Consider the following 11,648-nt stretch of genomic DNA (forward strand, 5'->3'; position numbering starts at 1 on the left):
TCACTCGTTGCCATAGGGTTATTTCACGGCTACACCTAGGATCAGTCATCACCATTGCGATCAGGTCGCGTCATGGACTTCATTCTGTATGCGGTGCCGTTTTTCTTCGTGTTGATTGCCGTCGAGCTGCTGGCGGATCGTTGGCGCGGGGTGCGTAATTATCGCCTGGCCGATGCGATCAACAGCCTCAGCACCGGCGTGTTGTCGACCACCACCGGCCTGCTGACCAAAGGTGTGGGGCTGGTGACGTACGCGTTTGCGCTGAAGCATCTGGCGTTGTTCGAGCTGTCGGCCGAGAGCGTTTGGGTGTGGGTGTTCGCCTTTGTTGCCTATGACTTCTGCTACTACTGGCTGCATCGCATGGGGCATGAGCGCAACATCCTCTGGGCGGCGCATTCGGTGCACCACCAAAGCGAGGACTACAACCTCTCCACGGCATTGCGCCAGACCAGCACCGGGTTTCTGCTGAGCTGGATTTTCTACTTGCCGATGGCGGTACTCGGCGTGCCGCTGCTGGTGTTCATCAGCGTCGCGGCGCTGAATCTGCTGTACCAATTCTGGGTTCACACCAAACACATTCCCAAGCTTGGCTGGTTCGAATGGTTCTTCGTCACGCCCTCCAACCATCGGGCTCACCATGCGCAGAACGCGCTCTACATGGATCGCAACTACGGTGGGGTGTTCATTATCTGGGATCGGCTGTTTGGCTCGTTCCAGGAAGAAGACGACAACGAACCGGTGATTTTTGGCGTGACCACACCGTTGGCGAGCTGGAATCCGTTGTGGGCGAATGTGCAGTTCTATGCGCAGTTATGGGCCGATGCACGACGCGCCGAGCGCTGGTGGGACAAGCTGCGAATCTGGTTCATGCGCACCGGTTGGCGGCCCGCGGACGTGGCGGCGAAGTACCCGATGAACAAGCCGGACCTAAGTCAGTTCCGCAAATTCGAGGTGCCGCTGGACGGGCGACAGCAGGTGTATATCGCGTTGCAGTTTTGCTTGTACATCGCGCTGGGCAGCTACCTGATGAATCTGGAACGAAGCTTGCCAGCCGCGGCCCTGGTGTTGGGTTGGGGGGCGGTAGCGCTGGGGTTGTTTGTGCTGGGCGTAGCCCTGGAGAATCGCCCGCAGGCGTTGAAACTGGAGTTGCTGCGGCTGGCGCTGAACTTGCCGCTGGTGTGGCTGGCGCCGCTGGTCGGGCTATGGCCGGCCAGCGCGGTGGGCTGGATCGGCTTGCTCAGTTATAGCCTGCTCAGCGGCATCGGTCTCTACTGCTGCAAAAACCGCATCACTCGACTGGCGTCGTAGGTTCGCTGCTCTTGGCCTTTTCAGCTTGCAGGACTTGATCGTCTTCGTAGATTTTCCTGGCGAGGCGAGCATTCTTGAAACGCCGGCGCAGCCACAGGCAGAAGCCCAGCACCAGCAGGGCGCCGAGTACCCACAGTTCGTACTTCTTGACGCTGCCGAGCATGCCTTCGAGCACCGCGCCAAAGTGGTAAGCGGCAGCCGCCAGGGCGCTGGCCCATATCGCCGCACCAATACCATTGAGTATCAGGTAGCGTCCCGGCGGATAACCCGACAGGCCGATGGCCACGGGCATTACCGTGCGCAGGCCGTAGACGAAGCGAAAGCTCAGCACCCAGATGTCCGGGTGCTTGCGGATATGCTCCAGCGCCCGATCACCCATCAGTTGCCAGCGTGGTTTGCGCGCCAGCAGTTTGCGGCCGTGTTTGCGCCCCAGGAAGTACCACAGCTGATCGCCGGCGTAACTGCCGAAGAACGCCACGACCACCACCAGGTTGATGTCCATGTATCCACGGAACGCGAGGAAGCCTGCGAGTACCAAAATGGTTTCGCCTTCGAAGAACGTGCCGAGGAAAAGGGCAAAGTAGCCGAAGTCATGCAGAAATTGTTGGAGCATTGTCTGGGTGCTGGCGAAATGAACGCGCAGCCTAACCCTTCAGGCACATTCAGGAAAGTGTCGAAATGTGTCTCGACGTGAACATTTCCTACAAGGACAATGGTTGCGACTACAGGTCACAGGCGTGCACATAACTGTAATGTGTTGGTCATAATGGCCGCTTATAACTGTCACGCTCGCCCGCCAGCGCGGGCTCAGGAGTCTGCCGTGAGCTTTACCCCCGCCAACCGTTTGTTTCCTGCAACCCGCCTGCGTCGCAATCGTCGTGATGAATTTTCGCGCCGTCTGGTCCGCGAAAACATCCTGACCACCAATGATCTGATTCTCCCGGTCTTTGTGCTTGACGGTGAAAACCGTCGCGAAGCGGTTGCCTCGATGCCAGGCGTCGAACGTCTGACCATCGACCTGTTGCTCGAAGAAGCGGCCCGCTGGGTCGAACTGGGCATTCCAGCCGTGGCGCTGTTTCCGGTGACCCCGGCCGATCTCAAATCCCTCGACGCTGCCCAGGCGTGGAACCCGGAGGGTATCGCCCAGCGCGCCACTCGCGCCCTGCGTGCACGCTTCCCGGAGTTGGGGGTGATTACCGACGTAGCGCTGGACCCGTTCACCACCCACGGTCAGGACGGTATTCTGGATGAAGAAGGTTATGTGCAGAACGACGTCACCGTCGATGCGCTGGTCAAACAGGCCTTGTCCCACGCCGCTGCCGGTGCGCAGGTGGTGGCTCCGTCGGACATGATGGACGGCCGCATCCAGGCGATCCGTGAAGCGCTGGAGCTGGCCGGTCACGTCAACGTGCGGATCATGGCTTACTCGGCCAAGTACGCCAGCGCCTATTACGGTCCGTTCCGCGATGCGGTGGGTTCAGCGCTGAACCTGGGCAAGGCCAACAAGGCGTCCTATCAAATGGACCCGGCCAACGGCAACGAAGCCCTGCACGAAGTGGCGGCGGACTTGTCAGAAGGCGCGGATATGGTCATGGTCAAGCCAGGCATGCCGTACCTGGACATCCTTTACCGGGTCAAAGAAGAATTTAAAGTGCCGACCTTTGTCTATCAGGTCAGCGGTGAATACGCGATGCACATGGCAGCGATCCAGAATGGCTGGTTGAGCGAAGGGGTTATTCTAGAGTCCCTGACCGCTTTTAAACGTGCTGGAGCTGATGGCATCCTGACTTACTTTGCCGTACGTGCCGCTCAATTGTTACGAGAGCAACAATAGCCCTCCCAGGAACATCCGATGAATACCGAAGGACTCACTGAAGTTGCCGTAAAAGAAGCTCAGCCGCTGGTTGAGCCTGTCGTTGAAATCGAGCCTGCCCCACCCGCGGTGGTGGTAGCCGAAGTGGCACCGGCGGCGCCGGCAGTCGCGATTCCAGGCCTGGATGACAGCAGCTTGTACATCCATCGTGAGCTGTCGCAACTGCAGTTCAACATCCGCGTGCTGGAGCAGGCGCTGGATGAGTCCTATCCGTTGCTGGAACGGCTGAAATTTCTGCTGATCTTCTCCAGCAACCTGGACGAGTTCTTCGAGATTCGTGTTGCCGGGCTCAAGAAACAGATCACCTTCGCCCGTGAACAAGCCGGTGCCGACGGCTTGCAACCGCATCAGGCGTTGGCGCGCATCAGTGATCTGGTGCACGGTCACGTCGATCGCCAATACGCGATCCTCAACGACATCCTGTTGCCGGAACTGGAGAAGCATCAGGTCCGCTTCATCCGTCGCCGCTACTGGACCACCAAACTCAAGACCTGGGTGCGCCGCTATTTCCGCGACGAGATCGCGCCGATCATCACCCCGATCGGTCTCGACCCGACGCACCCGTTCCCGTTGCTGGTGAACAAGAGCCTGAACTTCATTGTCGAGCTCGAAGGTATCGATGCGTTCGGTCGCGATTCCGGCCTGGCGATCATCCCGGCACCGCGTTTGCTGCCGCGTGTGATCAAGGTACCGGAAGAAGTCGGTGGTACGGGTGACAACTATGTGTTCCTGTCGTCGATGATCCACGCTCACGCCGACGACCTGTTCCAGGGCATGAAGGTCAAGGGCTGTTATCAGTTCCGCCTGACCCGAAACGCTGACCTGGCGGTCGACACCGAAGACGTCGAAGACCTGGCCCGCGCCCTGCGCGGTGAGCTGTTCTCCCGTCGCTACGGTGACGCGGTGCGTCTGGAAGTCGCGGACACCTGCCCGAAACACCTGTCCGACTACCTGCTCAAGCAATTCAATCTGAGCGAGACCGAGCTGTATCAGGTCAACGGTCCGGTCAACCTGACGCGGCTGTTCAGCATCACCGGCCTGGACAGTCACCCGGAACTGCAATACACGCCGTTCACCCCGCAGATCCCGAAATTGCTGCAGAACAGCGAAAACATTTTCAGCGTGATCAGCAAGCAGGACATTCTGCTGCTGCACCCGTTCGAGTCCTTCACCCCGGTGGTCGACTTGCTGCGCCAGGCGGCCAAGGACCCGCACGTGTTGGCGGTCCGTCAGACCCTTTACCGCAGCGGCGCCAACTCGGAGATCGTTGATGCGCTGGTTGATGCGGCGCGTAACGGCAAGGAAGTCACCGCGGTGATTGAATTGCGCGCGCGGTTCGACGAAGAGTCCAACCTGCAACTGGCCAGCCGTCTGCAAGCGGCCGGCGCGGTGGTGATCTACGGCGTGGTGGGCTTCAAGACCCACGCCAAGATGATGCTGATCCTGCGTCGCGAGGCCGGTGAGATCGTCCGCTACGCCCACTTGGGCACCGGCAACTACCACGCCGCCAACGCCCGCCTGTACACCGACTACAGCCTGCTGACGTCCGACGACGCCTTGTGCGAAGACGTCGGCAAACTGTTCAGTCAGTTGATCGGTATGGGTAAAACCCTGCGCATGAAGAAACTGCTGCATGCGCCGTTCACGCTGAAGAAGGGCATGCTCGACATGATTGCCCGGGAAACCCAGTTCGCCCTTGATGGCAAGCCGGCGCAGATCATCGCCAAGTTCAACTCGCTGACCGACCCTAAGGTCATCCGCGCGCTGTACAAGGCCAGCCAGTCGGGGGTGCGGATCGATCTGGTGGTGCGCGGCATGTGCTGCCTGCGGCCGGGTATCGCCGGGGTTTCGCACAACATCCACGTGCGCTCGATCATCGGTCGATTCCTGGAGCACACGCGGGTTTTCTACTTCCTCAATGGCGGCGAAGAGCAGATGTTCCTGTCGAGTGCCGACTGGATGGAGCGCAACCTCGATAAACGCGTCGAGACGTGCTTCCCGGTAGAAGGCAAGAAGCTGATTACCCGGGTCAAGAAAGAGCTGGAGCTTTACCTGACCGATAACACCCACAGTTGGAGCCTGCAGCCGGACGGCCGTTACATCCGCAACACGCCGACCGGCAACCAGAACCCGCGCAGCGCCCAGGCAACCTTGCTGGAGCGTTTGGGCAGCCCGATTCTGACTGTTAGTTAACGCAGGAGAGGGACCGGCATGATGCAAAAGGGCGATCCGCAAGGATCGCCCTTTTGTTTTCAGCGAACGTTAAGCACGAAGTTGACGCGTGTCAGCCATTCCGCTTCCAGCGCGAAGTCGGCCTGGGTCAGCTGGTTTTCGTCCAGCCAGTTCTCCGGAAACAACACATCCAGGGTGTCGCCGTTGGCCTGCAAGGTGACCTGCGGCATTTTTTGGGTGCCGCGGATGTGATGGAACAGAATTGCGAAGCGCAGCAGCACGCAGAGGCGAATCAGCTTGATGCCGTCATCGCCGAACTCGGCGAACCTGTCCTTGGGAATATTGCGGCGGTGGCCGCGTACCAGCAGCGCCAGCATCAGCTGGTCCTCACGGGAAAAACCGGCCAGATCGGAGTGTTCGATCAGGTAGGCGCCGTGTTTGTGGAATTGATAGTGGGCGATATCCAGCCCGATTTCGTGGACCTTGGCCGCCCAGCCCAGCAAGTCGCGCCAGACGCCGTCATTCAGGTCCCAGTCCTCGGCCACCTGGTCGAACGCATGAAGCGCTTTGCGTTCGACGCGGTCGGCCTGTCCCACATCGACGTGGTAACGCTCCATGAGCGAGCTGAGGGTGCGTTCGCGGACGTCTTCGTGGTGATGACGGCCCAGCAGGTCATAGAGCACGCCTTCACGCAGAGCGCCTTCACAGTGATCCATGCGTTGCAGTTCGAGAGCGTCGAAAATCGCTTCGAGAATCGCCAGGCCAGCCGGGAAAATCGCCCGGCGATCCGGTTTGATGCCTTCGAAATCGATTTTCTCGACGTCACCGAGTTTGATCAGTCGGCGCTTGAGCCAGGACAGACCCTCGGCGTTGACCTCGCCAGTCCCGTGGCCGCCAGCCTTCAGCGCCAGACCGATGGCGCGAATGGTGCCCGAGGAGCCGATGGCTTCATCCCAGGTCAGGCGGTGCAGGGCGTGCTCGATGCTCATGATCTCCAGCCGCGCCGCCGTGTAGGCCTGGGCGTAACGGGCCGGGGTGATCTTGCCGTCGCGGAAATAGCGCTGGGTGTAGCTGACGCAGCCCATTTGCAGGCTTTCGCGCAACAGCGGCTCGAAGCGCTGGCCGATGATGAATTCGGTACTGCCACCGCCGATGTCGGCCACCAGACGCTTGCCCGGTGTGTCGGCGAGGGTGTGGGAGACGCCAAGGTAGATCAGGCGGGCTTCTTCACGACCGGAGATGACTTCCACCGGGTGGCCAAGGATTTCTTCGGCGCGGCGGATGAATTCGCCACGGTTGCGCGCCTCGCGCAGGGCGTTGGTGCCGACGATCCGCACGGCGCCCGGTGGCATGCCGTTGATCAGTTGGGCAAAGCGCTTCAGGCAATCGAGCCCGCGCTGCATGGATTCTTCGGTGAGTTGGCGCTCTTCGTCGATCCCCGCGGCCAACTGGACCTTCTCGCCAAGCCGCTCGAGAATACGGATTTCATTGTGCAGGGCCTTGGCCACGACCATATGAAAGCTGTTCGAGCCCAGGTCGATGGCGGCAATCAGAGACAGATTCTTGGCTTGGGATTGAGGCATGGTGAGGGGGTCTCGGTCGATAACCTCGACATCCTGCCACGATCAACCGCTGCCGCCAACGCGTAGTATTTAAAGCCTTGATCCAGAGCAGGAATGCCAGTGACCGCTTCGCGGTCAATCGCGAGCAAGCTCGCTCCCACAGGGTTCTTTGTTGCCTTCGGTCCTGTGGGCGACGCAAACCAATGTGGGAGCGAGCTTGCTCGCGATGGCGGCCTGGCAGGCGCCCAAAATCAGCCTGCCGCTTCTACTGTTCCAATGAAATTCGCCAGCTCCGTCGTTTGCGGATTGGCAAACAACACCTTCGGATCGCCCACCTCGTGCACCTTGCCCTGGTGCATGAACACCAGTTTGTCGCCGACTTCGCGGGCGAAGCGCATTTCGTGGGTGACCATGATCAGCGTCATCCCGTCCCTGGCCAATTGCCGGACCACGCTCAGCACCTCATTGACCAGCTCCGGGTCGAGCGCCGAGGTGATTTCGTCGCACAGCAGTACTTTCGGCGACATCGCCAGGGCCCGGGCAATCGCAACACGCTGTTGCTGGCCGCCGGACAGTCGATCCGGGAACGCATCGAATTTCTCTGCGAGCCCGACCCGCTCCAGCATCTGTCGCGCCAGCTCGGCGGCTTTGATCTTCGACACTTTCTGCACCACCTGCGGCGCAAGCATGACGTTTTCGCCCACCGTCAGGTGCGGGAACAGGTTGAATTGCTGAAACACCATGCCGACCTTCTGCCGCAGGCTGCGCAGGTCGGCGCGGGCGGCGTCGAGGTATTCGCCGTCGACTTCGATCACCCCGTCGTTGATCGACTCCAGGCCGTTCAAGGTGCGCAGCAGGGTCGATTTACCCGAGCCGCTACGCCCGATGATCGCCACTACCTGGCCTTCGTCGACGCTCAGGTCGATGCCTTTGAGCACATGGTGATCACCGTAATACTTATGCAGGGCGGAAATTCTAAGCAGAGGCATGCAGTCTCCTTTCCAGGTAGCGGGCGCTGAGGGACAACGGGTAGCAGAGCAGGAAGTAACCGAGCGCCACGAGGCCGTAGACCATGAAGGGTTCGAAGGTTGCATTGGCGAGCATGCCGCCGGTTTTGGTAAGTTCGGTGAAGCCGATGATCGAGGTCACCGCCGTGCCCTTGACCACCTGCACCGAGAAGCCCACGGTCGGTGCCACGGCAATGCGCAGGGCTTGCGGCAGGATCACGTAGCGCAGTTGTTCAAAGGGATTGAGCGCCAGGCTCGCCGACGCTTCCCACTGACCGTTGGCGATCGAGTCGACGCAGCCGCGCCAGATCTCCGCCAGGTAAGCGCTGGTAAACAGCGTCAAGGCAATCGCCGCCGCCAGCCACGGCGAAATCTCGATCCCCAGCAGCGCTACGCCGAAAAACACCAGAAACAGCTGCATCAGCAGCGGCGTGCCCTGGAACAGTTCGATCCAGGTGCGGGCGAAACCTCGTGGCAGGGCGTTTTTCGAGATACGCAGGGTCATGATCAGCAAGCCGATCAGCCCGCCACCGATAAACGCCACCAGCGACAGCGCCAGGGTCCATTGCAGGCCGGTGAGCAGGTTGCGGACGATGTCCCAGAAGGTGAAATCGCTCATTGGCCGTTCCTCGCTATATACCGTCGGCCAATCCAGCCCAGCAACTGGCGGATCAGCAACGCCATGCACAGGTAGACCAGCGTGGTCAGGGCGTAGGTTTCGAAGGCGCGGAAGTTGCGCGACTGAATGAAGTTGGCGGCAAAACTCAGTTCTTCCGTGGCGATCTGCGAGCACACCGCCGAACCGAGCATGACGATGATGATCTGGCTGCTCAGGGCCGGCCAGACCTTGCCCAGCGCCGGCAGCAACACCACATGGCGGAAGGCTTCGAATCGGCTCATCGCCAACGCCGCCGCGGCTTCCAGCTGGCCACGCGGGATCGCTTGAATGCCCGCGCGAATGATTTCTGTCGAATAGGCGCCGAGGTTGATCACCATCGCCAGCACTGCCGCCTGCCATTCGGAGATGTGCAGACCCAGCGACGGCAAGCCGAAGAAAATGAAGAACAGTTGCACCAGAAACGGTGTATTGCGGATCAACTCGACGTAAACCCCGAAAATCCCGGCAAACGGACGGATGTTCCACGCTCGCACCACGGCGCCCACAATCCCCAGACTCACCCCGAGCAGTGCGCCGATGGCCGTCAGCTCAAGGGTGAACAGCGCACCGCGCAGCAACAGGTCGGTGTTGTGCACCACCGGTAAAAAGTCGAACTGATAGGCCATGGACAGTTTCCTTGATTAAGCGCCGTCGCGACGATCAGAGATCGGCCGGCAGCGGCTGCTTGAGCCAGGTTTGAGCATTTTTCTCCAGGCTGCCGTCGGTCCTGGCGGTGGTCAGGATCTGGTTGACCTTGTCCAGCAGCGCCGGCTCGTTCTTGTTCACGCCGACGTAGACCGGCGAGTCCTTGAGCTTCACTTTCAGCGCTGGAATGCGTTTCGGGTTGCGTTCACTGATGGTCACCATCACCACGTTGCCGCTGGCGATCAGGTCGACCTGGCCTGAGAGATAAGCGGCGACGGTCGAGTTGTTGTCTTCGAAGCGCTTGATGGTCACGCCTTGCGGGGCGACGGCGGTCAACTCGATGTCTTCGATGGCACCACGGGTGACGCTGACGGTTTTGCCCTTGAGGTCATCCAGGCCGTTGATGGCGACCTCGGGTGGGCCGAACACCGCGAGATAGAAGGGTGCATAGGCGCGAGAGAAGTCGATGACCTTCTCGCGCTCAGGGTTTTTGCCGAGGCTGGAGATCACCAGGTCGACCTTGCCGGTGGTCAGGAACGGAATGCGGTTGGTGCTGTTGACCGGCGTCAGTTCGAGTTTGACCTTGAGCTGGTCGGCCAGAAGCGCAGCGGTATCGATGTCCAGGCCACGGGGTTTCATGTCCGGGCCCACCGAGCCGAACGGCGGGAAGTCCTGAGGCACGGCGACCTTGAGCGTGCCGCGCTTGACCACATCCTCCAGGCCGTCAGCATGGGCGGGGAGCTGACAGAATATCAGGCTGGCGAACAGGGCAGTGAGCAGGGCGCTGCAACGCTGGATCATGGCAAATCTCCGGATTCGGCAAGTGATTTCTGCGAATCGACAGAGCACAGCCCATGCCAACCTCCGGCAAAATGCCTGCAGAGCCACGGATTTCCTGGCGTTGATCGGTCTTACTGGTCTGAACAGTTGCTGGTTTTTTCGCACCTTGATCGGGCATCGACCAAAGCGCCCGAACCCCTGTGGGGCACGACTTGCCTGACTCGGTGATTAGCTTTACAACTAGCCGCTCACTGGCCTGGCTCGTCTGAAAAACCATGAATTCAATCTCCCGCGCCGTACCCGAAGTGGCGCTGCATGCCATCCGTAAACTGATTGCCGAACAGGGTTTCGGGCCGGGGGATGTGCTGCCTTCGCAGCGCGATCTGGCCCTGCAATTGGGCGTGAGCCGGGCGTCGCTACGTGAGGCGTTGTCATCCTTGAGTGCCTTGGGAGTGATCAGCGTGCAGCCAGGCAAAGGGGTATTCGTGCAGGCAATTGAGCCATCCCCGGCAGTGTCGGGAGTGAGTTGGCCGTTTGCGGCTCAAGCCTCGCCTGTGGATATCTTTCAGCTGCGCTATGCCCTGGAAGGTTTTGCGGCGGGGTTGGCGGCGGTGACATTGAGCGCCGATGAGCTCGATGCCCTTGAAGATAACGTCGTCGCGATGCGCGACGAGTTACGCGCCGGAGACTTCGACGCGGCGGCGCGGCTGGATTTCGAATTTCATCGGCGAATCCTGCTGGCCAGCGGTAATCAGGCGATGTTGAGCATTCTGACGGCGAGTGCCGAGCTCTTTCTGGAGAGCCAGAAACTACCGTTCATCCGGGCTGAGCGGGCCATGGAAACCTGGCAAGAACACCGCAAGATCCTTCGGGCGCTGGCCCGCCGGGCTTCGGGGGCTGCGCAGAAGGCTATGCAGGAGCACGTGCGCAACGCGGCTCTGCGCACTGGAATTTCCTTTGTGACCCCCGCCACGGCGTGACTTGAGCTATACCCAAACTCATGCACCACCATAGCGAGACTCAATCATCTGCGGCTTCCTGAACGAGGGAAGGGCGGCTATGATGGGCCACGTTTTTTTGCTTACAACCTGGAGACTTCCATGAGCAGCGATCTTATCAAACACGTTAGCGACGCTAGCTTCGAAGCTGACGTACTCAAGGCCGAAGGTGCTGTACTGGTCGACTACTGGGCTGAGTGGTGTGGCCCATGCAAGATGATCGCTCCGGTTCTGGACGAAATCGCTGAAACCTACAAGGGCAAACTGACCGTTGCCAAGCTGAACATCGACGAAAACCAGGAAACCCCGGCCAAGCACGGCGTGCGTGGTATCCCGACCCTGATGCTGTTCAAGAACGGTAACGTCGAAGCGACCAAGGTCGGCGCGCTGTCGAAGTCGCAACTGGCTGCCTTCCTCGACGCCAACATCTAAGCGTCGTTGCAAGCGTCATTCAAAAAGCCCCGCAAATAGCGGGGCTTTTTCGTTATTCAGGGCTAGACGCTCCGAAACTCAGGTGTTACATTCGGCCCCGCACTGGTTTCTCCAGCGCCCCCTGCAAGCCGTCGCCGACGCTCTCCTTTTCGAACAAGTACGCGATCCTGTCGCCTTCTCTGCGGCGCGGCCTCATTAAGCCAAAAGCTTAAT

At 60.2% G+C, this 11,648-nt stretch carries 11 protein-coding genes; 5 read left to right on the forward strand and 6 right to left on the reverse strand.

Translation table 11 applies throughout. From position 1 onward, the window contains the following. The first annotated feature begins 72 nt into the window (after positions 1 to 72). Positions 73 to 1,308, forward strand: coding sequence for a sterol desaturase family protein (locus tag FPT12_RS00725; RefSeq protein WP_145014202.1), 1,236 nt, complete (start codon positions 73 to 75; stop codon positions 1,306 to 1,308). On the opposite strand, the gene FPT12_RS00730 is transcribed toward FPT12_RS00725, so the two are convergent. After that, positions 1,289 to 1,921, reverse strand: coding sequence for a DedA family protein (locus FPT12_RS00730; RefSeq protein ID WP_145014203.1), 633 nt, complete (start codon positions 1,919 to 1,921; stop codon positions 1,289 to 1,291). The genes FPT12_RS00725 and FPT12_RS00730 overlap by 20 nt on opposite strands. A gap of 207 nt (positions 1,922 to 2,128) precedes the next feature. Here FPT12_RS00730 and hemB point away from each other — a divergent pair, with 207 nt between their 5' ends. Next, on the forward strand, positions 2,129 to 3,142 hold the full coding sequence (gene hemB / locus FPT12_RS00735; protein WP_145014204.1) for a porphobilinogen synthase: 1,014 nt from the start codon (positions 2,129 to 2,131) through the stop codon (positions 3,140 to 3,142). An 18-nt stretch (positions 3,143 to 3,160) separates the two neighbouring features. After that, on the forward strand, positions 3,161 to 5,374 hold the full coding sequence (gene ppk1 / locus FPT12_RS00740) for a polyphosphate kinase 1 (protein WP_145014205.1): 2,214 nt from the start codon (positions 3,161 to 3,163) through the stop codon (positions 5,372 to 5,374). Between the two features lie 59 nt (positions 5,375 to 5,433). On the opposite strand, the gene ppx is transcribed toward ppk1, so the two are convergent. The 5 genes from ppx to FPT12_RS00765 form a co-directional block, all read right to left on the reverse strand. Further along, on the reverse strand, positions 5,434 to 6,936 hold the full coding sequence (ppx, locus tag FPT12_RS00745) for an exopolyphosphatase (protein WP_145014206.1): 1,503 nt from the start codon (positions 6,934 to 6,936) through the stop codon (positions 5,434 to 5,436). A 230-nt stretch (positions 6,937 to 7,166) separates the two neighbouring features. After that, positions 7,167 to 7,904, reverse strand: a complete 738-nt coding sequence (locus FPT12_RS00750; RefSeq protein WP_145014207.1) for an amino acid ABC transporter ATP-binding protein — start codon at positions 7,902 to 7,904, stop codon at positions 7,167 to 7,169. Then, positions 7,891 to 8,541: an amino acid ABC transporter permease gene (locus tag FPT12_RS00755; RefSeq protein ID WP_145014208.1), complete on the reverse strand. Its 651-nt coding sequence runs from the start codon at positions 8,539 to 8,541 to the stop codon at positions 7,891 to 7,893. The genes FPT12_RS00750 and FPT12_RS00755 overlap by 14 nt, the downstream gene beginning before the upstream one ends. Then, positions 8,538 to 9,206 carry an amino acid ABC transporter permease gene (locus FPT12_RS00760; protein WP_145014209.1) on the reverse strand — a complete coding sequence of 223 codons (669 nt, stop codon included), beginning with the start codon at positions 9,204 to 9,206 and terminating at the stop codon, positions 8,538 to 8,540. Before FPT12_RS00760 ends, FPT12_RS00755 begins: the two co-directional genes overlap by 4 nt. Before the next feature lie 34 nt (positions 9,207 to 9,240). Beyond that, positions 9,241 to 10,026 (reverse strand): transporter substrate-binding domain-containing protein, encoded by a 786-nt coding sequence (locus FPT12_RS00765; protein ID WP_145014210.1) that lies wholly within the window; start codon positions 10,024 to 10,026, stop codon positions 9,241 to 9,243. 254 nt (positions 10,027 to 10,280) lie between these two features. Between FPT12_RS00765 and FPT12_RS00770 the strand changes: the two genes are divergently transcribed. Then, positions 10,281 to 10,985: a FadR/GntR family transcriptional regulator gene (locus tag FPT12_RS00770; protein ID WP_145014211.1), complete on the forward strand. Its 705-nt coding sequence runs from the start codon at positions 10,281 to 10,283 to the stop codon at positions 10,983 to 10,985. Between the two features lie 120 nt (positions 10,986 to 11,105). Further along, positions 11,106 to 11,435, forward strand: a complete 330-nt coding sequence (gene trxA, locus FPT12_RS00775; protein WP_003206727.1) for a thioredoxin TrxA — start codon at positions 11,106 to 11,108, stop codon at positions 11,433 to 11,435. Positions 11,436 to 11,648 lie beyond the last annotated feature (213 nt).

Source organism: Pseudomonas sp. H3(2019), from assembly GCF_007713465.1.
GTDB lineage: Bacteria > Pseudomonadota > Gammaproteobacteria > Pseudomonadales > Pseudomonadaceae > Aquipseudomonas.

Excerpts from the sequence above, each read along its gene's own strand:
- FPT12_RS00725 (WP_145014202.1), top strand. The coding sequence starts at position 73 with ATGGACTTCATTCTGTATGCGGTGCCGTTTTTCTTCGTGTTGATTGCC.
- FPT12_RS00755 (WP_145014208.1), bottom strand. The coding sequence starts at position 8,541 with ATGAGCGATTTCACCTTCTGGGACATCGTCCGCAACCTGCTCACCGGC.
- FPT12_RS00750 (WP_145014207.1), bottom strand. The coding sequence starts at position 7,904 with ATGCCTCTGCTTAGAATTTCCGCCCTGCATAAGTATTACGGTGATCAC.
- ppk1 (WP_145014205.1), top strand. The coding sequence starts at position 3,161 with ATGAATACCGAAGGACTCACTGAAGTTGCCGTAAAAGAAGCTCAGCCG.
- ppx (WP_145014206.1), bottom strand. The coding sequence starts at position 6,936 with ATGCCTCAATCCCAAGCCAAGAATCTGTCTCTGATTGCCGCCATCGAC.
- FPT12_RS00760 (WP_145014209.1), bottom strand. The coding sequence starts at position 9,206 with ATGGCCTATCAGTTCGACTTTTTACCGGTGGTGCACAACACCGACCTG.
- FPT12_RS00730 (WP_145014203.1), bottom strand. The coding sequence starts at position 1,921 with ATGCTCCAACAATTTCTGCATGACTTCGGCTACTTTGCCCTTTTCCTC.
- trxA (WP_003206727.1), top strand. The coding sequence starts at position 11,106 with ATGAGCAGCGATCTTATCAAACACGTTAGCGACGCTAGCTTCGAAGCT.
- FPT12_RS00765 (WP_145014210.1), bottom strand. The coding sequence starts at position 10,026 with ATGATCCAGCGTTGCAGCGCCCTGCTCACTGCCCTGTTCGCCAGCCTG.
- FPT12_RS00770 (WP_145014211.1), top strand. The coding sequence starts at position 10,281 with ATGAATTCAATCTCCCGCGCCGTACCCGAAGTGGCGCTGCATGCCATC.